The organism is Streptomyces sp. NPDC001480, from assembly GCF_042894725.1.
Classification (GTDB): Bacteria; Actinomycetota; Actinomycetes; order Streptomycetales; family Streptomycetaceae; genus Streptomyces.
This window is the reverse complement of record NZ_JBIAVX010000011.1, coordinates 19,248-40,420: the sequence shown is the minus strand read 5'-3', so window position 1 is coordinate 40,420 and position 21,173 is coordinate 19,248. Positions and strand designations below refer to the sequence as shown.

19 protein-coding genes and 1 pseudogene are annotated in these 21,173 nt (G+C 71.9%); 6 read left to right on the top strand and 14 right to left on the bottom strand.

The window, feature by feature from the left end:
- Positions 1–76: 76 nt before the first annotated feature.
- The gene (locus ACFY01_RS26815; protein WP_390738289.1) at positions 77–835 is read right to left on the bottom strand and encodes a TIGR00730 family Rossman fold protein; all 759 of its coding nucleotides are present in this window, start codon (positions 833–835) and stop codon (positions 77–79) included.
- A 104-nt stretch (positions 836–939) separates the two neighbouring features.
- Entirely contained in the window at positions 940–2,019 is a 1,080-nt protein-coding gene (gene dapE / locus ACFY01_RS26810) for a succinyl-diaminopimelate desuccinylase (protein ID WP_390738288.1), read from the bottom strand.
- Positions 2,020–2,089: 70 nt separating this feature from the next.
- On the opposite strand from dapE, the gene ACFY01_RS26805 reads away from it, so the two are divergent.
- Complete coding sequence (locus tag ACFY01_RS26805) at positions 2,090–3,091, top strand: heavy metal transporter (RefSeq protein ID WP_390738287.1); 1,002 nt, start codon at positions 2,090–2,092, stop codon at positions 3,089–3,091.
- 288 nt (positions 3,092–3,379) lie between these two features.
- The gene (locus tag ACFY01_RS26800) at positions 3,380–3,922 is read left to right on the top strand and encodes an ATP-binding protein (protein WP_390738286.1); all 543 of its coding nucleotides are present in this window, start codon (positions 3,380–3,382) and stop codon (positions 3,920–3,922) included.
- Between the two features lie 106 nt (positions 3,923–4,028).
- On the opposite strand, the gene ACFY01_RS26795 is transcribed toward ACFY01_RS26800, so the two are convergent.
- Both ACFY01_RS26795 and fdxA read right to left on the bottom strand, forming a co-directional pair.
- A complete protein-coding gene (locus tag ACFY01_RS26795; protein WP_390738285.1) occupies positions 4,029–5,126 on the bottom strand; it encodes a bifunctional succinyldiaminopimelate transaminase/glutamate-prephenate aminotransferase in 1,098 nt (365 codons plus the stop codon).
- A gap of 119 nt (positions 5,127–5,245) precedes the next feature.
- Positions 5,246–5,566, bottom strand: a complete 321-nt coding sequence (gene fdxA / locus ACFY01_RS26790) for a ferredoxin (RefSeq protein WP_018561461.1) — start codon at positions 5,564–5,566, stop codon at positions 5,246–5,248.
- A 140-nt stretch (positions 5,567–5,706) separates the two neighbouring features.
- Between fdxA and ACFY01_RS26785 the strand changes: the two genes are divergently transcribed.
- Positions 5,707–6,732 carry a GNAT family N-acetyltransferase gene (locus tag ACFY01_RS26785; RefSeq protein WP_390738284.1) on the top strand — a complete coding sequence of 342 codons (1,026 nt, stop codon included), beginning with the start codon at positions 5,707–5,709 and terminating at the stop codon, positions 6,730–6,732.
- Positions 6,733–6,750: 18 nt separating this feature from the next.
- Positions 6,751–7,602: a transglutaminase-like domain-containing protein gene (locus tag ACFY01_RS26780; RefSeq protein ID WP_390738283.1), complete on the top strand. Its 852-nt coding sequence runs from the start codon at positions 6,751–6,753 to the stop codon at positions 7,600–7,602.
- A gap of 18 nt (positions 7,603–7,620) precedes the next feature.
- On the opposite strand, the gene ACFY01_RS26775 is transcribed toward ACFY01_RS26780, so the two are convergent.
- From ACFY01_RS26775 to mshB, 7 genes are all read right to left on the bottom strand, one after another.
- On the bottom strand, positions 7,621–8,235 hold the full coding sequence (locus ACFY01_RS26775) for a response regulator transcription factor (protein WP_390738282.1): 615 nt from the start codon (positions 8,233–8,235) through the stop codon (positions 7,621–7,623).
- On the bottom strand, positions 8,232–9,428 hold the full coding sequence (locus ACFY01_RS26770; protein WP_390738565.1) for a sensor histidine kinase: 1,197 nt from the start codon (positions 9,426–9,428) through the stop codon (positions 8,232–8,234). The genes ACFY01_RS26775 and ACFY01_RS26770 overlap by 4 nt, the downstream gene beginning before the upstream one ends.
- Positions 9,429–9,433: 5 nt before the next feature.
- The gene (locus tag ACFY01_RS26765) at positions 9,434–10,174 is read right to left on the bottom strand and encodes an ABC transporter permease (protein ID WP_390738281.1); all 741 of its coding nucleotides are present in this window, start codon (positions 10,172–10,174) and stop codon (positions 9,434–9,436) included.
- Entirely contained in the window at positions 10,171–11,106 is a 936-nt protein-coding gene (locus tag ACFY01_RS26760) for an ABC transporter ATP-binding protein (protein ID WP_390738280.1), read from the bottom strand. Before ACFY01_RS26760 ends, ACFY01_RS26765 begins: the two co-directional genes overlap by 4 nt.
- Positions 11,107–11,250: 144 nt before the next feature.
- Positions 11,251–13,587 carry a hypothetical protein gene (locus tag ACFY01_RS26755; protein WP_390738279.1) on the bottom strand — a complete coding sequence of 779 codons (2,337 nt, stop codon included), beginning with the start codon at positions 13,585–13,587 and terminating at the stop codon, positions 11,251–11,253.
- Between the two features lie 158 nt (positions 13,588–13,745).
- Positions 13,746–14,162, bottom strand: a complete 417-nt coding sequence (locus ACFY01_RS26750) for a DUF6113 family protein (RefSeq protein ID WP_390738278.1) — start codon at positions 14,160–14,162, stop codon at positions 13,746–13,748.
- A complete protein-coding gene (gene mshB, locus ACFY01_RS26745; protein ID WP_390738277.1) occupies positions 14,159–15,031 on the bottom strand; it encodes an N-acetyl-1-D-myo-inositol-2-amino-2-deoxy-alpha-D-glucopyranoside deacetylase in 873 nt (290 codons plus the stop codon). Before mshB ends, ACFY01_RS26750 begins: the two co-directional genes overlap by 4 nt.
- A 166-nt stretch (positions 15,032–15,197) precedes the next feature.
- Here mshB and ACFY01_RS26740 point away from each other — a divergent pair.
- Positions 15,198–15,413 (top strand): annotated as a pseudogene (locus ACFY01_RS26740) (helix-turn-helix domain-containing protein); the annotation flags it as partial.
- 1,020 nt (positions 15,414–16,433) lie between these two features.
- Here ACFY01_RS26740 and ACFY01_RS26735 read toward each other — a convergent pair.
- The gene (locus tag ACFY01_RS26735) at positions 16,434–16,628 is read right to left on the bottom strand and encodes a hypothetical protein (protein WP_132853188.1); all 195 of its coding nucleotides are present in this window, start codon (positions 16,626–16,628) and stop codon (positions 16,434–16,436) included.
- A 192-nt stretch (positions 16,629–16,820) separates the two neighbouring features.
- Between ACFY01_RS26735 and ACFY01_RS26730 the strand changes: the two genes are divergently transcribed.
- Positions 16,821–18,968 carry a prolyl oligopeptidase family serine peptidase gene (locus ACFY01_RS26730; protein ID WP_390738276.1) on the top strand — a complete coding sequence of 716 codons (2,148 nt, stop codon included), beginning with the start codon at positions 16,821–16,823 and terminating at the stop codon, positions 18,966–18,968.
- Positions 18,969–19,116: 148 nt separating this feature from the next.
- Here ACFY01_RS26730 and ACFY01_RS26725 read toward each other — a convergent pair whose 3' ends face one another.
- Together ACFY01_RS26725 and ACFY01_RS26720 are read right to left on the bottom strand one after the other, a co-directional pair.
- Positions 19,117–20,196: an ABC transporter ATP-binding protein gene (locus ACFY01_RS26725; protein WP_390738275.1), complete on the bottom strand. Its 1,080-nt coding sequence runs from the start codon at positions 20,194–20,196 to the stop codon at positions 19,117–19,119.
- Positions 20,177–21,163 carry an ABC transporter ATP-binding protein gene (locus tag ACFY01_RS26720; protein ID WP_390738274.1) on the bottom strand — a complete coding sequence of 329 codons (987 nt, stop codon included), beginning with the start codon at positions 21,161–21,163 and terminating at the stop codon, positions 20,177–20,179. Before ACFY01_RS26720 ends, ACFY01_RS26725 begins: the two co-directional genes overlap by 20 nt.
- Positions 21,164–21,173: the final 10 nt, after the last annotated feature.

The window sequence follows — 21,173 nt, the reverse complement described above, 5'->3', positions numbered from 1 at the left end:
TCGCCCCGGGCCCGTCGACACCCCTGTCTACACCGCCCACCCCCCACCCCCCCCCCGCCCCCCCCACACCCCCGCGCTAGCGGCCCGCCTCCTTCGACACCAGGGCCACCGCCTCGTCCACCTCGTCCGTGACGTGGAAGAGGAGCAGGTCCTTCTCCGCTGCCTTGCCCTGGGCCACGACGGTCTTGCGGAGCCAGGAGACGAGGCCGCCCCAGTAGTCGGTGCCGAAGAGGACGATGGGGAAGCGGGTGACCTTCTGGGTCTGGACGAGGGTGAGGGCCTCGAAGAGTTCGTCGAGGGTGCCGAGGCCGCCGGGGAGGACGACGAAGCCCTGGGCGTACTTGACGAACATCATCTTGCGGACGAAGAAGTACCGGAAGTTCAGCCCGATGTCGACGTAGGGATTGAGGCCCTGCTCGAAGGGCAGCTCGATGCCGAGGCCGACCGAGGTGCCGCCCGCCTCGCTGGCACCCTTGTTGGCCGCCTCCATCGCTCCCGGGCCGCCACCGGTGATGACCGCCCAGCCCGCCTGGACCAGGCCGCGGCCGAGGCGGACGCCGGCGTCGTACTCCGGGGAGTCGACGGGCGTCCGCGCCGAGCCGAAGACGCTGATGGCGGGCGGGAGTTCGGCGAGGGTGCCGAAGCCCTCGATGAACTCCGACTGGATGCGCAGGACCCGCCACGGGTCGGTGTGCACCCAGTCGGTGGGGGCGCGCTCGTCCAGCAGCCGCTGGTCCGTCGTGCTCGCGGTCACCTGGCCGCGGCGTCTGAGGACCGGTCCCAGCCGCTGCTCCTCCGGTGGCTGCTTCTTGCCCTCGGGGTTCCCAGTGGCCATGTGCGCTCCCTCCGCTTGCAGGGTCGTTCCACCTCAGCCTAGATCGCCGCGGGTTACGGACGGGGGACCTGAGCATGTCCGCCCTGAAGCGGCATGGCAGGCCGTCACCGGGTGAGCCAGCCCCGCAGGCGTTCCTCAGCCAGAAGGATCTTGGACGTTTCGACCCTTTCGTCACGCTTGTGCGCCAAATGCGGGTTGCCGGGACCGTAGTTGACCGCGGGGATGCCCAGGGCCGAGAAACGGGAGACGTCCGTCCAGCCGTACTTGGGCTGCGGGGTGCCGCCCACCGCTTCGATGAACTCCACCGCCGCCGGGTGGGACAGTCCCGGCAGCGCCCCGCCGCTGAGGTCGTCCACCACGAACTCCTCGACACCGCAGTCGGCGAAGACCTCGCGGACGTGCGCGACGGCCTCCTCCTCCGTACGGTCGGGCGCGAAGCGGAAGTTGACCTTGACCTCGCACGCGTCGGGGATGACGTTGCCCGCCACGCCCCCGCTGACGCCCACCGCGTTCAGGCCCTCGCGGTACTCCAGCCCGTCGATGACCGGGTAGCGCGGCTCGTAGGAGGCCAGGCGGGCCAGGATGGGGGCCGCCGCGTGGATCGCGTTGGAGCCCATCCAGCCGCGCGCGGAGTGGGCCCGCTCCCCCTTGGTCCTGAGCAGGACCCGCAGGGTGCCCTGGCAGCCGCCCTCGACCTGTCCGTCCGACGGCTCCAGCAGCACCGCGAAGTCGCCCGCGAGCCAGTCCGGGTGAGCCTCCGACACGTGCTTGAGGCCGTTCAGGTCGGCGGTGACCTCCTCGTTGTCGTAGAAGACGAAGGTGAGGTCGCGGTTGGGGGCCGGGACCGTCGCCGCGATGCGGAGCTGGACCGCGACGCCCGACTTCATGTCGCAGGTGCCGCAGCCCCACAGGACGCCGTCGTCGTCCAGACGGGAGGGCACGTTGTCGGCGATCGGGACCGTGTCGATGTGGCCCGCCAGGATCACCCGCTCCGGCCGGCCGAGGTCCGTACGGGCGATCACGTTGTTGCCGTACCGGTCGACCGTCAGATGCGGCAGGGCCCGCAGCGCGGCCTCGATCGCGTCCGCGAGCGGCTTCTCGGTACCGCTCTCCGAAGGGAAGTCGACCAGCCGCGCGGTGAGCTCGGCGGCGTCCAGAGTCAGGTCAAGGGTGCTGTCGGCCATGCCGTCGACCCTAACCTGCCATCCGGCACCCGGGACGGGGACCGCGGCGGGCTCCAGTACCCTCTAGCGCGTGTCAGAGCCGTCCCCCACTCCCAAACGTCGCGGCCGCCTCTTCCGATTCGGGGCGGCCTTCTTGGTACTGCTGGCCGTCGCGGGCTACCTCGTGGTGCAGTACATCACCGCAGGCAGCGGTCCGGGCTGCAAGGTCGTCTCGTCCGCGGAGGACGGGGCGTCGTACGACTTCACGCCCGAACAGGCGGTGAACGCGGCGACGATCGCCGCCGTCGGCACCGGGCGCGACATGCCCGAGAGAGCGGTGACCATCGCGCTGGCGACCGCGCTCCAGGAGTCGGGGCTGCGCAACATCGGGCACGGCGACCGGGATTCGCTGGGCCTGTTCCAGCAGCGGTCCTCGCAGGGCTGGGGCTCCCCGAAGCAGATCATGGACCCGACGTACGCGGCGGGCATCTTCTACGAGCACCTGTCGAAGGTCCCCGGCTACACGAAGCTGCCGCTCACCGTGGCCGCGCAGCGCGTGCAGCGCAGCGGCTTCCCGGAGGCGTACGCCAAGCACGAGCCGGACGCCACCCTGCTCGCCGCCGCCCTGACCGGGACGGCGGCGGCCACGCTGACCTGTGACGGTCGGCCGCAGTCGCAGGTCGCGGCCACCGGCCCGGACGCGGTACGGGCCGCGCTGGTACGGGACTTCGGGCGCGACGCCTTCGAGGAGGCCGGCGACGAGGTGAGCGGCAAGGAGCCGGCGACACCGTCCCCGAGCGTGACCGCCGAGGCACACGGGCGGACCGTGACCGTCCCGGTGCCCGCGGACGACACGCCGACGGGCGGCTCGCGGACGAAGCCGCGGACGAAGCGGACCGAAGCGGAGCGCGGCTGGCAGCTGGCGCACTGGGCGGTGGCCAACTCCTCCGCCCTGCACATCGAACAGGTGTCGTACGCCGGGCGTCAGTGGGTGGCCGGGAGCACGGACAGCCGGTGGCGCAGCACCACGTCGACGGGCGCCAACGGGGCCGAGGCGTCCGCGAGTGCCGTGCGGATCGTGACCGGGCAGTAGTGCGGGCGCTCACCCGCCGGGGTCAAGCGGCGCGGGCCGCGGACACGGGGTGCGCAGGTTTTCACGGTCCCCCTCGGGAGCGCTCGATCCCTTGGGAGATCAGGGCCGTAAGGATTCTTCCGGGCGCCCGGGCGTGCACCTTTTGCCCCTTTTGACCCGCGGTAGATAATGCGATGCGTTGCCAATTCTTTACCTTCGGCCTCCGCAACCTTCGGCGGGCTCGAGCGGTAGTCACTGCGTCCGACTCCGGACGATCAGTTCATCGTTCCCTCCCGTCGAAGGAGCATCATGTCCCTCCCCCTGACCCGCCGGATCGCCCGTGCCGCGCTGCTCGTCGCAGCGGGAGCGGCCGCCGGGGTCGGTGCGGCCGGCTCTGCCGGCGCGGCCACGAACCTGCCCGCCACCACGCCGGACCTCGGCGGGCTGACCGCATTGGACGGGGCCAGCGCCGGTAACGCGGTCGACAGCACCACGCAGCACGTCACCGGGGTCGCGGGTGAGTCCGGCAGCCAGGCGGTCAAGAAGGCGGTGCCGGCCGCGGGCAAGACCGGTGGCAAGGCCCTGAAGCAGGCGACGCCGGCCGCGCAGAAGACCGCCGGGGACGTGGCGGGAGCCGCCGGCGGGGTCCTCGGTGACACCGCCGCATCGGCCACGAAGGGCGGCCTGCCCACGGACGCTCTCACCAAGGGCGGACTGCCGACCAAGGGCGGACTGCCGACCAAGGGCGGCCTGCCGACCAAGGGACTGCCGACCAAGGGACTGCCGACCAAGGGCGGCGGACTGCCGACGTCTGCGCTGCCGGCCACCAAGGGTGTGAACCTGGGCGGCTGAGCCCGGCCGCGGCACGGGCGGCGGCTCGCCTCAGGCGGCGGGACCCCAGGGAGCGTCCTGGGACCCCGCCGCCTTCGCGTTCGTACGCCGCGGCGGCCGGGGGCGGTTACTCGGCCAGCCTCCGTACCGCCGCCGCCACGCGCTCGTCCGTGGCCGTGAACGCCACGCGGACGAACCTCTCGCCCGCCGGACCGTAGAAGTCGCCCGGCGCGACGAGGATGCCGCGCTCGGCCAGATGGGCGACCGTGGACCAGCAGGACTCGTCGCGGGTGGCCCACAGGTAGAGGCTGGCCTCGCTGTGCTCGATGCGGAAGCCGTGGGCGAGGAGGGCGTCACGGAGGGCGGAGCGGCGGGCGGCGTAGCGCTCGCGCTGCTCGTGCACATGGGTGTCGTCGCCCAGGGCGGCCACGACCGCCGCCTGGGTGGGCGCGGAGGTCATCATGCCGCCGTGCTTGCGGATCTCCAGGAGGGGGCCCAGGACGGCCGGGTCGCCGGCCAGGAAGGCCGCGCGGTAGCCCGCCAGGTTGGAGCGCTTGGAGAGCGAGTGGACGGCCACGATGCCGTCGTACGAGCCGCCGTTCACCTCCGGGTGCAGCACCGAGACCGGGTCGGCCTCCCAGCCCAGCTCCAGGTAGCACTCGTCGGACACCAGCAGCACGCCGTGCTCGCGGGCCCAGGCGACGATCCGGGTCAGCTCGTCCTTGGCCAGCACCTGGCCGGTGGGGTTGGAGGGCGAGTTCAGCCAGAGGAGCTTCAGGCCCTCGGGGTCCAGCTCGGTCGGATCGTCGTAGGCCTCGTACTCCGCCCGGGCGAGCCGCGCTCCGACCTCGTAGGTCGGATAGGCCAGCCGGGGGAAGGCCACCCTGTCGCCGGGGCCGAGGCCCAGCTGGGTGGGGAGCCAGGCCACCAGCTCCTTGGAGCCGACGATCGGCAGGACGTGTCGGTGGGTGACCTCACGGGCGCCGAGGCGGCGCTCCAGCCAGCCCGTGATGGCGTCGCGCAGCGCCGGGGTGCCCCAGACCGTCGGATAGCCCGGGGAGTCGGCCGCGGCGATCAGGGCCTTCTGGACGAGCTCGGGGACCGGGTCGACCGGGGTGCCCACGGACAGGTCGACGATGCCGTCGGGATGCGCGGCGGCCGTCTTCTTGTAGGGCTCCAGCTTGTCCCAGGGGAAGGTCGGGAGACGGTCGGAGACTGCGGACACGGGATCTGGCTCTCTTTCGTCGTACGGCAAACGCCTCGGTCCCGTGCGACCGTGATCGGGCGATCAGGCCGTACGGGACCGAGGCGGCGCGGATGCGGGCCGCTGGGCCGCTTACGGGGTCACTCGCCCTGCGGCGGCAGCGCGGCGATGAAGGGGTGGTCCCGCTCGATCAGACCCAGCTTGCTGGCGCCGCCCGGGGAGCCGAGCTCGTCGAAGAACTCGACGTTCGCCTTGTAGTAGTCCTTCCACTCCTCCGGAGTGTCGTCCTCGTAGAAGATCGCCTCGACCGGGCAGACCGGCTCACAGGCACCACAGTCGACGCATTCGTCCGGGTGGATGTACAAGGACCGCTGGCCCTCGTAGATGCAGTCGACCGGGCACTCCTCGATGCACGCCTTGTCCTTGACGTCGACACAAGGCTGCGCGATGACGTAGGTCACGCTGTCGTTCCTCCTCGATAGGGCGCTGGCGGGCCTCCTCAGGCTCCGCCGCCTGGCGCGCGGGAGCGCGGCGTCGTCGATGCCCGCCCCTAGTATCTCCGTTCTTGGGCATGATCCGAACAGGAGGGGTGAACTGACCTGTGGAAATCTCGGCCGCCGGGCGCTTCGAGGTCCGTATCACCGCCGCTGACGTGGGCAAACGGGTCTCGGTGCGACGCTTGAGCGACGTTGAAGCTCCGGGAGAGAAGTTCACCGACACGGTGGGTGTTCTCACATCATGGGACAACGGCGTGCTGCTGATCACACAGCGGGACGGCCAAAGTGTCCGGATCCCGGAATCCGCGCTGGTGGCGGGCAAGGTCGTGCCGGCCGCTCCGGCGCGTCGGCGCGGCCCCGCCGCCTCCTACGCGGAGCTCGCGCACGTCGCGTCCCGGGCGTGGCGGCCGGTGGAGAGCGAGCGGCTGGGCGAGTGGGAGCTGCGGGCCGCCGACGGGTTCACCCGGCGGGCGAACAGTGTGCTGCCGCTCGGCGATCCCGGTCTGCCTCTCGACGAAGCCCTCGCGGCCGTACGACGCTGGTACGACGAGCGCGGGCTCCCCGCGTACGTCCAGACCGCGACCGGCGCCGAGGGCACCCAGGAGCTGCTCTGCGCCGAGCTGGAGCGGCGCGGCTGGGTGCGCGAGGTGACCGCCGAGCTGTGGATCGGCGCGCTGGCGCCGGTGGCCGACCGGGCCGAGGGCACCGGGGTGCTGGTGACCCGGACGGCGGACGAGGCGTGGCTGGCGCGGTATCAGCGCAAAGGGGTGAGTGAGGTGGCCCTGAAGGTGCTGGGCGGAGGGCCGTCGGTGTGGTTCGCGACCGTCCCCCGGGAAGGGGGCGGCGAGCCGCTCGCCATCGGCCGGTGTGTCGTGGACGGGCGGTGGGCCGGGTTCGCCGCCGTGGAGGTCGACCCGGCCGAGCGGCGTCGCGGGCTGGCCACCGTCGTGATGGCCGCCCTCGCCCGCCGGGCCCTGGACGAGGGCGCCTCGGCGGCCTGGCTCCAGGTCGAGGCCGACAACGAGGCGGCGCGGGCGCTGTACGCCGGCATGGGCTTCTCGGCGCACCACGCCTACCACCACTACCGGGCGCCGGAGGCCTTCGGCGCCCGGCCGCACGGGTCCGCCTGAAAGGGGCAGGTACCGATCATGCGTCCCCCTTGCCCCCCACCCCCGGAACGCTCCGCCGAGCTGCGGCAGCGGTTCGCCGAGGAGGCCCGGTCCGAGCGGCCCGACCTGTCGGCACTGTGTCTGCTGCTCTCCGCGCAGGCGGACGGCTCCCTGGACGAGGCCGGCATCGACGCGGCGCAGATGGAGCTGGACCGGCTCGCGGGAGAGCTGCCGTTCCGGCCCGGCGGGCCGCACGCGTGGGCGACGGCGCTGTGCGAGCTGCTCGGCGACCGGTACGGGTTCCGGGGCTGCGCCGCGGACTACCAGCGGCTGGAGTCGTCGCTGCTGCACGAGGTGCTCCGGCGGCGGCGCGGGCTGCCGATCCTGCTGTCGGTGGTGTGGATGGAGGTCGCCCGGCGGGCCGGCGCGCCGGTGTACGGGGTCGCGCTGCCCGGGCACTTCGTGGTGGGGTTCGGGGCGGCGGCGGAACAGGTGCTCGCCGATCCGTTCGACGGGGGACGGGTGCTGACGGGGACGGACGCGGAGTTGCTCGTGGTCGGGGCGACGGGGGCTCCGCCGGTCCCTGAGATGCTGGAGCCCGCCGATCCGCTGGACGTCATGGTGCGGATCCTGAACAACGTCCGGGCGTGGGCCGCGGCCCGGCCCGAGCGGTCCGACGTGGCGCTGTGGGGCGTGGAGCTGTCACTGCTGCTGCCGCACCATCCGGCCCGGCTGCGCTATGACCGGGCGCAGCTGCTCGTGCAGCGCGGGGACTTCGTCGAGGGCGCGGCCGAACTCGACGCGTACGCCGAGCTGGTGGAGGTGGTCGACGAGACGACCGCGGGCCGGGTACGGCAGCAGGCCCATGCGGCGCGCGCCATGCTGAACTGAGTCGGGGCGCTCGGGGCGTTACAGCCAGCCCTTCTCCCGCGCGATACGTACCGCCTCCGCTCTGTTCCGGACCGCGAGCTTCTGGATCGCCGTCGAGAGGTAGTTGCGTACCGTCCCCTGGGACAGGTGCAGGGTGGCCGCCAGTTCGGCGTTGGTGGAGCCGTCGGCGGCGGCGCGCAGGACCTCGCGTTCGCGGTCGGTGAGGGGGTTGGCGCCCTCGGCCAGGGCCGCCGCGGCGAGTATGGGGTCGATGACGCGCTCGCCGGCCAGCACCTTGCGGACCGCTTCGGCGAGTTGGGCCGCGGGGGCGTCCTTGACGAGGAAGGCGTCGGCGCCCGCCTCCATGGCGCTGCGCAGGTAGCCGGGGCGGCCGAAGGTGGTGAGCACGACCAGCTTGACCGCGGGCAGTTCCTTGTGGACCTGCGCGGCGGCCTCGATACCGGTGCAGCCCGGCATCTCTATGTCGAGCAGGGCGACGTCCACACCGTGCTCGCGGGCGGCGGCCAGCACCTCGTCCCCGCGTGACACCTGGACGACGACGTCGATGTCGTCCTCGAGGCCGAGCAGGGCGGCCAGCGCCTCCCGGACCATCGACTGGTCCTCGGCGAGGAGAACCTTGATCGTGCTGCTCATGCCCCGGATACTACGTCGGCCGCGGTGGCCGTGGGCACGCGGGCGACCAGCCGGTAGCCGTGCCTGGCCCGGCCCGCCTCCAGGGTGCCGCCGGCCTTCTCCAGACGTTCGGTCAGGCCGGTCAGACCGTTGCCGGGCTCCTTGCCGGAGCCGCCCGATCCGTTGTCCTCGACGGCGAGTTCGAGGACGGGGCCGTCCAGGGTCTGGCGGCGCAGCACCTCCACCGTGCAGCGGTCGGCGCCGCTGTGCCGCACGACGTTGGTGACCGCTTCGCGCAGCGCCCAGGCGAGGACGGCCTCGGTCTCCTCGGGGATGCCCGCGAGGTCGGGTTCGGCGGGCACCTCGGCGACGACCCCGGCGGCGGTCAGGGCGACCTGGGCGCCGGCGAGCTCGGCGGCCAGGCGGGGACGGCGGTAACCGGTGACAGCCTCCCGTACGTCCACCAGCGCCTGCCGGCTGACCTGTTCGATGTCGGCGACCTGCTGGGCCGCCTTGTCGGGGTGGCCGGGGAGCATACGGCCGGCCAGCTCGCTCTTGAGCGTGATCAGGGAGAGCGAGTGGCCGAGCAGGTCGTGCAGGTCACGGGCGAGGCGGAGCCGTTCCTCGTTGGCGGCGAGCTGGGCGACGGTGGCCCGGGCCTTGCGCAACTGCACGGTCGTGTGGACGAGCTGGCGTACACCGCTCATGGAGTAGCCGACGAGCAGCACGATGATGAACAGCCCCCAGGCGGTCTCCTGACCGACGCGCAGCCCGACCAGGATCAGCGCGACGGTGGTCGCCGGGATCGTCCAGTACGCCACACGCAGCGGGAGGGTCGCCCCACAGGTGACCGAGACGTACACGAACAGGCCGAGCCAGGAGTCCCCCAGCGTGAGCGACAGGACGACGGCCAGCACGAAGAGCACGGCCACCAGGATCCCGACGACCGGGCCGCGGAAGGGCCGCCCCATGTTGCGGAAGACCACGGCCAGATAGATCCCGGTGAAGGAGACGAACCCCGCCCAGCCGGCCACGGTGGCGCCGGTGGTGTGGTGGCCCCCGGTCAGGTCGCTCACCGGCGAGCCGAGGAAGATCAGCCAGGGCAGGATCCACACCAGTTTGCGCACGGCCTCGCTCTTGTTGCGGGGGGCCTCCCCCATGCGCATCAGCCGCTCCGCCCGGGCCTCGTCGGCGGCCTCCAGGTCTTCCGTCATGGCGCTCACGCCTTCAGCGTGTCCTTCCGGTACAGCCAGGCCGCGCTGCCCGCGAAGAGGACGAAGAACACCGCGAGGACGGCGACGTCCTGGGCGTGCGGGGCCTGGCTCTGCTCGATCGCCCGTCCGAGAGCAGCGTACGCGTGCGTGGGGAGCCACTTGGCGATGTCCTGGAGCCAGGTCGGGAAGGTCGTGGAGGGCATCCACAGGCCGCCGAGCATCGACAGGCCGAAGTAGGTGATCATCGTGATCGGGCGGACCGCGTCCCCGGAGGCGAGGTAGCCGATGGCCACGCCGAGCGCGGCGAAGACCAGGCTGCCGGCCCAGATGGAGCCGGTGAGCGCCAGCCACTGCCAGGCGTCGAGGCGTACGTCCTTCACGGTCGCGGCGACGACGAACACGATGACGACCGACGGCAGGCTGACCACGGCGGCGCTCGCGGTCTTGGCGAACACGTAACCGCGCCCGGGCAGCGTGGTCAGCCGCAGCTGCCGTACCCAGCCGCTCTCGCGCTCCTTGGCGATGCGCTCGCTGTTGCCCATGAGGACGGCGGTCAGGGCGCCGAAGGAGGCCATGGAGACCATCATGTAGGTCGGCACGGTCAGACCGGTGCCGTCGATCTTGGTGTGGCTGTCGGCGTTGCCCGCGATGAGCAGGAACAGCGCCGAGGGGTAGATCACCGAGAAGAACAGGAACTTGCGGTTGCGCAGGGAGCGCGCGAGTTCCAGCCTGATGAGACTGTTCACGACTGCGTGGCCTCCTTGGCCTCTTCGGCCTCCGTGATGGCGACGAAGGCCTGCTCGAGTCCGAGTCCGGCGACTTCGAGGTTGCGGGGGTAGACACCGAGGCCGTACAGGGCGTGCACGGTGGCGTCGGCGTCGGTGGACTGGATGCGGACCGTCTGGCCCGATATGCCGATCGTGGCGAGGAACGGCAGGCCGCGCAGGGCGGTCTCGTCGATCTCGCCCTCCAGGTCGAAGGAGACGCGGCGGGCCCCCGCCTTGGCCTTGATCTCGGCGGCGGTGCCGTCGGCCAGCAGCCGGCCCCGGTGCAGGACGAGCACGCGGTCGGCGATGGCGTCGGCCTCTTCGAGGTAGTGCGTGGCGAACAGCACCGTCCGCCCCTGGTCGGCCTGCTCGCGCATGGTGGCCCAGAAGGCCTGGCGGGCGGAGACGTCCATGCCGGTGGTCGGTTCGTCCAGGACGATCAGGTCGCTGTCGCCGGCCGTGGCGAGGGCGAAGCGGACGCGCTGGGCCTGGCCGCCGGAGAGCTTGTTGACCTTGCGGTCGGCGATCTGGGTGATGCCCGCGCGGGCCAGCACGTCGGCGACCTTGTACGGCTTGGGGTGCAGATCGCAGGCGAGCCTGACCAGCTCGGTGACGGTGACCTCGTCCATCAGTCCGCCGCTCTGGAGCATGGCGCCCACGCGGCCGGCGACGATCGCCTCGCGCGGGCTGGTGCCGAAGACGCTGACCGTGCCGCGGTCGGCCTGCTTGAGGCCGAGCAGCAGGTCGAGGGTGGTGGACTTGCCGGCGCCGTTCGGGCCCAGCAGGGCCACGGTCTCACCCGGGTGCAGTTGGAGCGAGAGCCCGTCCACGGCCCGTGTGGTCCCGTACGTCTTGCTCACCTGATCGAACCCGACCACCGGGGTGGTGGTGGTCGCCGCTGTCGTTGTCATGACGTACATGCTGGCTTCGGGGGCCGGGCCGTCGTCAGTGTCGGCGGTCCCGAGTGCCGGATGACAGATGTCATGCCGTGCGGGTGACATGACGAGAGGGGGCGCCCGGTGATCACCGGGCGCCCCCTCTCGCGTCGGGCCCGCTCAGCTCGGGTTCGTGTCGATGACCGCGATCCGGTTGGTCTTGCTCATCAGCGCGGTGCGCAGGTTGATGTAGACCTCTTCCGGCGTGAGGGGGGTCTTCTTGCCGTTGGCCCGGGTGATCAGCACGCCGTCGAACGTCTGGCCGTACAGCTTCTTCAGGGCGGCCAGGTCGGGCTTGTCGACCAGCTTGCCGTTGACCGGCGTCACCCTGAGGAACTTCCACAGCGAGTTCTGCGGGCTCATCGGGATCGAGTGCGCGGCGTCCGTCTGCACCGTCACGTTCGCCGACATCGCCGGCTCCGCGAACTTCTTCATCTCGCGGTCGACCTCGGCGTTGGAGACCGTCGGCTGTTTGGTGGTCGTCGGCACGGTCACCGCAGTCCCCTTGCCGGTCTCCACCTCCGCGCGGTACGCCTCCTTGACGGACTCGGTGGCCCGGCCCGCGTCGATGGCCTTGCCGGGCTTGCCGTAGACGGCGACGGCCTTGCCGGACTTGAACTCGATCGTGCCCTCGGTGACCGATCCGGAGCCGCCGCCGACGCCCTCCAGAGCCGCCTGGAGCTTCTCCTCGTCCACCGGCATCGCCGGCTCGACGACCCGCTTCTGACCGAAGAGCGACCCGATCACGGAGACGGGGTTGTAGTCGCTCTTCGCGGCCGCGCCGACCGTGGACTGGAAGTCGAACTGGAGGCCCGCCTGGTCCGGCGTGAGGGACACCGTCTTGCCGCCCACCGACAGCTTCAGCGGCTTGTTCACCCGCTGGCCGAAGGCGTCGTCGAGCTTCTTGACGGCTTCGTCGCGGGTGCCGCCGCCGATGTCGACGCCGAGCACGGTGGTGCCCTTGGGCACGTCGGAGTGGTTCATCAGCAGCCCGGCGCCGTAGGCGACACCGGCGACCATGACCACGCCGCCGCCGAGCAGCACCAGCTTGCTGCGGCCCTTCTTCTTGGCCTTGGACTTGGTCTCCGGAACGTTCTGCGAGACCGGCTCGGGCAGCTTGGGGGGCGTGTGGGGCTGCGGCCCGTCACCGGGCGCGCCCGGCCCGAAGGGGGACGTGACGCCCGGCGGGACGACGGGGATGCCGCTGGTGACGGTGTGCCCGGAGACGTTGTCCGCCGGGGCGCCGTAGCCGGGGGTGCCCTCGGGGGCGGGCTTCTGCGGGGTGAGGATCGCGGTGTCGTCGCTCATACCGCCGCCGGGGCCGCGGGTGCCCGCGCCGGGACGCGGACGGGGGGCGCCGGTGGCACCAGGGCCGGCGAAGGCCTCCGGGGCGTCGAACGCCATGCCGGGGTCCATGCCGATGTCGCCCAGGCCACCCGGTCCGCCCGGACCACCCGGAGCACCGCCGGCGGGCGGGGCCAGCGGGCCGTCCCCGGTGACCGGACCGCCGGTGGGGCCCGCGGGGCCCTGCGGGCCGCCGGCGCCGCCGCGGCCGCCCGGTCCGTTGAAGTTGCTGGGGCCACCAGGCCCGGCCGGGCCGCCCTGGCCCTTCGGACCGCCGCGGCCGTTGTCCGCGAAGTACGGCAGGTCGTCACGGCTCGGCTCGCCGCCGCCACCCGAGCCGGGACGGGGACCGTTGCCCTTGCCGTTGCCCAGCGGGCCCGCGGCCAGCGCCTCGGTGACGTCGAAGGAGCCGGTGCCGCCCCCGTGCCCGGGGGCCACGGGACCGCCGGTGGCGCCGGAGAACCCGGCACCGTTCGTCCCGCCGGGCCGGGACGCGCCCGGCACGCTCATCGAGCCGACCACACCACCGGGACGCCCCGCGCCCGGACGCGTACCGCCCGAGGGGCCGGAGCCACCCGGACGCGCGGCGCCCGAAGCCCCGGAACCGTTCGGACGCGTACCGCCCGCGGCACCCGCGCCCGGCGCCGCCGCGGCGCCCGCGGCGGAACCGCCGGGCAGACCCGCGCCGTTCGTGCCACCGCCGCCCGGACCGCCCTTGGGCGCGCCGGACTTGCGGGGCGCGAACCAGTCGCTGGCCTTCTCCTCGCCCGGCGTGGCGGGCTCGGCGGACGGCTCCACGGTGCCCGCGGACGTCGCGGTGGGGGCCGATGGTTGCGGGTCGGTGCCCGCGTCGTCGGCCGCGCTCTCGGTGTCCGTCGCGACGGGTGTGCGCATCACGACCGGCGGGATGGGCCGCGATCCGGGGATGTTGATCCGGATGCGGGTCGTCAGCGTGGTCTCGGTCTTGCGTTCCTCCGGCTGCGCGGCCGAACGGGCCGCGTCCGTACCGTCGTCGGAAACCATGGGGGTTCCGTACGGCGGCGTGCCCGAGGGGTATGCGGCTCCGCCGCGCCCGTTGGGCCCGGAGGACGGAGTGTCAGTTTCACGACTCAAGGCAGGTTCTCCCGGTTGGCTCCGCCGCCCGCGTTACGACCTCTCTCGGGCGACTCGGCGGCGCGCACCACCATACTGGCCACTTCTGGCGCCTATCCCACGACCGCTGGGGAAACCCACACCGGACTCGCACGCGCGCCGCATGGCGAAGTGGTACGTCACTTGCCAAGTCGGGCGGCACCGGCCCCAGGTTGCCGCCCGGGGCCAAGGGTGGCGCAGATCACAGCGAGGGCCATGCCGCCGAGCAGGAACAGGTAGGAGCCGCCGCCCGCGCCGAACAGGAAATCCCCTTCGGGACGGCTGGTGGTGAGGAAGATGACGGTGACGATCCAGCCGACCACCGGCGCGACCGCCCCGGCGCGACTGCCCATCACGTACGCCCCGCCGAGGAACGCCCCGGCCGCGCCCGCCAGGGCGAGCAGCAGTCCCCCCGGGAACCAGCCGGCCTGCACCAGGGCCCCGGCCATGGCGACCACCACGCCGAGCAGGAACAGCCCCAGAAGGGCGGCGATCCGCCCGCCCGAGGGCCGCCGCAGAGGCTGCGCGAGCATCGGCCCCCGCCCTGCCCCGCTCATGACGACTCCCCGATCCCGGCGAACAGATCGGTCTCCCGCCCGGATTGCCCGACGACGCCCGGCCGCTCACCGCTCACCAGCTCGTAGTACTCGGTGGTGAACAGGGGCTGCGCCAGCTCGTTGGAGAGCGCGAAATAGGGCTCGGCGACCTCGATCTGGGTGGCGTGCGCGCGCATGGCGGCGGCCTTGGCGGCGGCGTGGGCGCCACCGTCGATCGCGGTGGTGATCCGCTCCTCGCCGACCACCCCCGGCACATCATCCACGGCGGCGGCCTTCGCGAACGGCAGTCCGGGCAGGTCGTCGGCCAGCCGCCCGAACGCGGCCTCGGCGACGGAACGCGGCACCCGGTTCCAGTAGACCTTGGGAACCCGCCAGCCCGCCTCGGCGGCCAGCTCCACGGCTCTCATGGCGACGCGGTGGGCCTTGATGTGATCAGGATGGCCGTACCCCCCGTTCTCGTCATAGGTGACGACAACCTGAGGCCGAACCTCAAGAATCACCTCGACGAGATGCCCGGCAGCCTCGTCGAGATCGGCCTGCCAGAAACAGCCAGGATCCTCATTGTCCGGAACGCCCATCATCCCGGAGTCCGAGTAGCGCCCCGCACCCCCGAGCAGCCGGAAATCCGCGACACCCAGCTCACCCATCGCGGCCGCCAGCTCCCGCAGCCGGTACTCACCCAGGGCGGCACCGGTCAGATGCCGCAGCTCGGGCGGAATGACCTCACCACGCTCCCCGAGCGTGCAGGTGACCAGCGTCACCCGGGCACCCCGGGCCGCGTACGCGGCCATGGTCACGCCGTTGTTGATCGACTCGTCGTCCGGGTGCGCGTGCACCAGCAGCAGACGCCGCGCGGGTGGTTCCGTCATGGCCCCAGCCTACGAGGAGGGCGCCGTCGATCAGGTCGGCGTCGTGCGCGATCCCGGCGTTTTCCTGATTCACGTCACTCAGAGTGGTCGGCGACACTCACCGTAGTGCGTGACGACACGGTCGCACACGGTGACTGTCCGCTGGTCTTACGGGAGAGGGGCGCGGATGTCGGTGGACGGCGAGGCGGTACGGCTCAGGACCGAGGCGGACGAACCGGGCTGGGAGGTGGACCCGGACGACGACTGGGGCGTGGCCGTGATCACCACGGTGGGGCGGCAGTTGCAGCTGCGGCGGGCAGCAGCGGGGATGCGGGCCGGCGAGTTCGGAGCGGCGGTCGGCTACGGGGAGGACCTGGTCTACAAGATCGAGGGCGGCAAGCGGCCACAGCCCGCAGCTATCAGCCCGCAGCCGTCCGCCGTCAGCCGTCAGCCGTCAGCCGTCAGCCGTCAGCCGTCAGCCGTCAGCCGTCAGCCGTCAGCCGTCAGCCGTCAGCCGTCAGCCGTCCGGCATACCACCTGCGTCACACAGACCTCACCAGCCACAGTCCACCGGTGAGTGGCAGATATGTCTCAGGGGTGGGATGCAAAGCCCCTGGTCGCCGGGATTCGGGGTGAAACAAATCTGCCACTCACTCCCACCACCCCACCCACGCGCCCCATTTGTCCTGCTGCGGAAGAAGGTTGCCGCCCGGGAAACCGCCGAGCCACCCCGGCGTGCCGCCACCCGCCGAGCGCGCACCCCGCCCCACTCACCGCAAGTCGCTAAGCCCTTCCGGCGTGCGCCCCTGCCCGGCGCGCCCACCATCCACCACCCACCGGCCGCAAGCCGCCAATCCGACATGGCATGCCACCCCCTGCCGACTGCGCTCCGCCCCCAACCCCCACTCACCGATCGCCGCTAAGCCGTCCCGGCGTGCAGGCGAGGCGCGTCCGCGCCCTCGACCCCGCCCCACCGCCCAGCCGACGGAAGGGAACGCCGGCCTCGGCCACCGCCTTTTCGGGCCGCTCGCTCGCTTCTCCCCCGTGATTCCGTGAGCCGAGTCAAGGGTGGCCCGAAGGGCCATCGCCGCAGGCGACGCGGAGTGCAGCGCAGCGGAACGCAGCGCCCTTTACTCGGATCACGGAAGCACGACAATGCCAAGAAGCGGGCGGCCCCCACGGTCACTCGGCACCGGGCTCTCGCTCAGCGCCAGACGCCCACACAAGCTCCGGGCCACCGGTCACCCGTCATCGGTCGCCAGCCACCAGCCACCCGCATCGGCCACCAGCCACCAGCCACCAGCCACCCGCATCGGCCACCAGCCACCAGCCACCCGCATCGGCCACCAGCCACCAGCCACCCGCATCGGCCACCAGCCACCAGCCACCCGCATCGGCGACCAGCCACCAGCCACCGCACCCGTCAGAACTTGATGCTCCCGATCATGCTCGCCACGTTGGTCGTCAGCTCGCTGATCGTGGGTGCGACCGTCGAGGAGGCGAGGTAGAAGCCGAGGAGGATGCAGACGACCGCGTGACCGCCCTTCAGGCCTGATTTCTTGACCAGCAAGAAGACGATGATCGCCAGCAGCACCACCGCCGAAATCGAGAGTGCCACGGCGGCTCACCTCCAAAGATCCAGGGACGCGGGGGGTGGGACGGACTATGGGGGTTGTAGATCGGTCCAGCAATTCCATACACGAGCCAGCAGGTTCATACCCACATGGCGGTAGTGATCATAACTATCCACCCTTGCGCATCGCTGGGCGCACGGCCGCACAAGGGGGCGCATGGCCAATATGGTCAGGGCATGACGACCGAGCCTGTCTCCTTCCCCCGACGGCACGCCCGCACCCAGCGTTTCACCCTCGGCGCGCCGCGCTCGTTCACCGTGGCGCCCGATGGTTCGCGTGTCGCGTTCCTGCGCTCGACCTCCGGTACCGACCGGGCGAACTCCCTGTGGGTCATCGATGTGGCGGACGGCGGGGAGCGCGTGGCGGCCGACCCGCGCGCTCTGCTGCAAGGCGCCTCGGAACAGCTCTCGCCCGAGGAGCGAGCACGCCGCGAGCGCAGCCGCGAGGGCGGTGCCGGCATCGTCGGCTACGCCACCGACGCGGCCGTCGAGTTGGCGTCTTTCACCTTGTCAGGGCGGCTTTTCACGGCGGAGCTGCGGGCCGGGACCGCGCGTGAACTCCCCGTTCCGGGGCCGGTGATCGATCCGCGGCCGGCGCCCGACGGACGGCACGTGGCGTATGTCGCCGAGGGCGCCCTGCGGGTGGTGGGCGCCGAGGGTGAGGGCGACCGGGCGCTGGCGGAGCCGGAGTCGGAGGGCGTCACCTACGGGCTGGCCGAGTTCATCGCGGCCGAGGAGATGGCTCGTTCGCGTGGCTTCTGGTGGTCCCCGAGTTCGGACCGGCTGCTCGTGGCGCGCGCGGACGACACGCCGGTGGGGCGGTGGTGGATCGCCGACCCGGCCCATCCGGAGCGTGAGCCGAACCACGTCGCGTACCCGGCTGCGGGGACCGGAAACGCGGACGTGCGGCTGTTCGTGGTCGACCTCGGCGGCACGCGCACGGAGGTCGTATGGGATCGGGCACGCTACCCGTATCTGGCGCGTGTGCACTGGTCAGACGCGGGGGCACCGCTGCTCCTGGTGCAGGCAAGGGACCAGCGCAGCCAGCTGTTCCTGGCCGTGGACCCGGAGTCGGGGGCGACGCGAATGGTCCATGCCGATGAAGATCCAACATGGCTTGAACTTTTCCCCGGGGTGCCGTGCTGGAGCCCCTCCGGACAGCTCGTGCGGATCGCGGACGAGGGCGGGGCCCGGGTGTTGGCGGTGGGCGAGCGGCCGCTGACCGGGCCGCAGTTGCACATCCGTGCGGTGCTGGACGTGACCGCCGACGACGTGCTGGTCTCGGCCTCGGCGGGCGAGGAGGCGGAGACGGAGACGGGTGCGCCGGAGATCGGTGAGGTGCACGTCTATCGGGTGAACGAGCTGGGCGTCGAGCGCGTGTCGCAGGAGCCCGGCGTGCACTCGGCGGTGCGCGCCGGGGGCGTGACCGTGCTGGTCTCGGCCACGCTGGACCGCCCGGGCGCCCGTGTCCGGGTACTGCGGGACGGAAAGCCGGTGGCGGCCGTCACGTCGTACGCCGAAGATCCCGGTTTGTCCCCGCGCGTGACGCTCACCGAGGGGGGCGCACGCCGAATTCCGTGCGCCGTGCTTATGCCTACGGACTACCCCGGGGACACTGCCGGGGGCGCTCCCCTTCCGGTACTGCTCGACCCCTACGGTGGACCGCACGGCCAGCGCGTGGCCGCCGCGCACAACGCCCACCTCACCTCACAGTGGTTCGCCGACCAGGGCTTCGCGGTGGTCGTGGCCGACGGCCGGGGCACCCCCGGCCGCTCCCCCGCCTGGGAGAAGGCGGTCCACCGCGACTTCACCGTCTCCCTGGACGACCAGATCGAGGCGCTGAAGGACCTCGCGCGGGAGTACCCCCTCGACCTGACCCGGGTGGCGATCCGCGGCTGGTCGTACGGCGGCTACCTGGCCGCCCTCGCCGTGCTGCGCCGCCCGGACGTCTTCCACGCGGGCATCGCGGGCGCGCCGGTGACCGACTGGCGGCTGTACGACACCCACTACACCGAGCGGTACCTGGGCGACCCGGCCACGGACCCGGCGGCGTACGAGAGGAGCAGCCTCGTCACCGACGAGGGCCTGGCCGCCCCCGCCGACCCGCACCGCCCGCTGATGATCGTGCACGGCCTGGCCGACGACAACGTGGTGGTCGCGCACGCCCTGCGGCTGTCCTCGGCCCTGCTCGCCGCCGGCCGTCCGCACGAGGTGCTCCCGCTGTCCGGCGTCACGCACATGACCCCGCAGGAGCAGGTCGCTGAGAACCTGCTGCTGCTCCAGGTGGACTTCCTCAGGCGTGCGCTGGCACAACCCCACGCATAGCGGAGTGAACAAGCACGAACATCCGTGAACCACCGCGAACTTCGTTAACACGGAGGCAACTTCACGGAAGCGGTACCGATATACGGACGCGCGAGGCTGTACAGCGTACGGCCGTGCGGGTGCCGTGAACGGGCCGGGGTGCTCCTTGTCACCCCGGCCCGTTGCCGTTGCGCTCCTCCACCGGCACGACCTGCCTCTCCTCCGCGAAATGGCACGCCGAGTCGTGCGCGGCCGGGCCGGTCTCCAGGCGGAACGCCTCCGGGACGGCGAGGGCCGGCACCTCCAGCGCGCAGCGCTCCCGGGCCTTCCAGCAGCGGGTGCGGAAGCGGCAGCCGGACGGGATGTCGGCGGGGGACGGCACATCACCCGAGAGGATGATCCGTTCGCGGTGTTCGCGGGCGTCCGGGTCGGGGACGGGCACGGCGGACAGCAGTGCCTGGGTGTAGGGGTGCGTGGGGTGGTCGTAGATCTCCGTCTCCGTGCCGGTCTCCACGATCCGGCCGAGGTACATCACCCCGACCCGGTCCGAGATGTGCCGCACGATCGACAGGTCGTGCGCGATGAAGACGTAGGAGAGCCTGAACTCCGACTGGAGCCGGTCCAGCAGGTTGATCACCTGGGCCTGGATCGAGACGTCCAGGGCCGACACCGGTTCGTCGGCGACGATCACCTCCGGCCGGAGGGCCAACGCCCTTGCGATGCCGATGCGTTGGCGCTGGCCGCCGGAGAACTGGTGCGGGTAGCGGTTGACGTACTCGGGGTCGAGACCGACCACGTCGAGCAGTTCCCGCACCTTCCCGCGCCGGTCGCCCTTCGGGGCCGCCTCGGGGTGGATCTCGTACGGCTCCCCGATGATGTCGCCGACCGTCATCCGGGGGTTGAGGGAGGTGTAGGGGTCCTGGAAGACCATCTGGATGTTGCGGCGTACGGCCTTCAGGGCGCGGCCGGACAGCCGGGTGATCTCCTCGCCCTTGAAGCGGATCGAACCCGCCGTCGGCCGTTCGAGGCTGCACAGCAGCTTGGCGACCGTGGACTTGCCGCAGCCCGACTCGCCGACGATGCCCAGCGTCTCGCCCCTGGCCAGGTGGAAGTCGACGCCGTCGACGGCCTTCACCGCGCCGATCTGCTTCTTGAACAGGACGCCCCGGGTCAGCGGGTAGTGCTTGACGAGCCCGCTGACCTCCAGCATCGGCTCGGTCAGGACCGGCTCAGTCGTCGAGGCTGCCATGCAGGCACTCCCTCCAGAAGTGGCAGGCGCTTCTCCGGTCCGCGTCGACCTCGTACAGCGGCGGCTCGTCGGTCCGGCACACGTCGCGGGCCATCGGGCAGCGCGGGTGGAAGGCGCAGCCGGGCGGGATGTGCGTGAGGTTCGGCGGCAGGCCCTTGATGGCGTAGAGCTCCTGGCCCTTGAGGTCCAGGCGCGGGATGGAGTCCAGCAGGCCGCGGGTGTAGGGGTGAGCCGCGGATTTGTAGATGTCGTGGACGGGCGCCGACTCCACGATCCGGCCCGCGTACATCACGGCGATCCGGTCCGCCACGTCCGCGACGACGCCCAGGTCGTGGGTGATCAGGATCAGCCCCATGTGGTACTCGCGCTGCAACTCCGCGAGCAGGTCCATCACCTGGGCCTGGACGGTGACGTCGAGGGCGGTGGTGGGCTCGTCGGCGATGATGAGCGCCGGCTCCAGGGCCATCGCCATGGCGATCATGATGCGCTGGCGCATGCCGCCGGAGAACTGGTGCGGGTAGTCGCGCACGCGCTGGGCGGCGGCCGGGATGCGTACCCGGTCCATCAGCTCGACGGCCCTGGCCCGCGCGTCCTTCTTCGACATCCCCCGGTGGACCACGAACATCTCGCCGAGCTGGTCGCCCACGGAGAGCACCGGGTTCAGCGAGGACAGCGCGTCCTGGAAGATCATGGCCATCCCGGCGCCGCGGACCTTCCTGCGCTCCTCCTCCTTCAGCTTCAGCAGGTCCTGGCCCCGGAAGAGGATCTCCCCGCCGGTGATCCGCCCCGGCGGCACGTCGAGGATCCCCATGACCGCCTGAGCCGTGACGGACTTCCCCGACCCGGACTCCCCGAGCACCGCGAGCGTCTCCCCCGCGTCCACCCCGTAACTCACCCCGTTCACGGCCCGGGCGACCCCGTCCCGCATCCGGAACTCCACGCGCAGGTCCCGCACTTCAAGCAGCACGACAGCTCAC

Bases quoted from the DNA above. Each gene is read 5' to 3' on its own strand.
- ACFY01_RS26815 (WP_390738289.1), bottom strand. From the start codon at position 835: ATGGCCACTGGGAACCCCGAGGGCAAGAAGCAGCCACCGGAGGAGCAG.
- dapE (WP_390738288.1), bottom strand. From the start codon at position 2,019: ATGGCCGACAGCACCCTTGACCTGACTCTGGACGCCGCCGAGCTCACC.
- ACFY01_RS26800 (WP_390738286.1), top strand. From the start codon at position 3,380: ATGTCCCTCCCCCTGACCCGCCGGATCGCCCGTGCCGCGCTGCTCGTC.
- ACFY01_RS26780 (WP_390738283.1), top strand. From the start codon at position 6,751: ATGCGTCCCCCTTGCCCCCCACCCCCGGAACGCTCCGCCGAGCTGCGG.
- ACFY01_RS26775 (WP_390738282.1), bottom strand. From the start codon at position 8,235: ATGAGCAGCACGATCAAGGTTCTCCTCGCCGAGGACCAGTCGATGGTC.
- ACFY01_RS26770 (WP_390738565.1), bottom strand. From the start codon at position 9,428: ATGACGGAAGACCTGGAGGCCGCCGACGAGGCCCGGGCGGAGCGGCTG.
- ACFY01_RS26760 (WP_390738280.1), bottom strand. From the start codon at position 11,106: ATGACAACGACAGCGGCGACCACCACCACCCCGGTGGTCGGGTTCGAT.
- ACFY01_RS26750 (WP_390738278.1), bottom strand. From the start codon at position 14,162: ATGAGCGGGGCAGGGCGGGGGCCGATGCTCGCGCAGCCTCTGCGGCGG.
- mshB (WP_390738277.1), bottom strand. From the start codon at position 15,031: ATGACGGAACCACCCGCGCGGCGTCTGCTGCTGGTGCACGCGCACCCG.
- ACFY01_RS26730 (WP_390738276.1), top strand. From the start codon at position 16,821: ATGACGACCGAGCCTGTCTCCTTCCCCCGACGGCACGCCCGCACCCAG.
- ACFY01_RS26725 (WP_390738275.1), bottom strand. From the start codon at position 20,196: ATGGCAGCCTCGACGACTGAGCCGGTCCTGACCGAGCCGATGCTGGAG.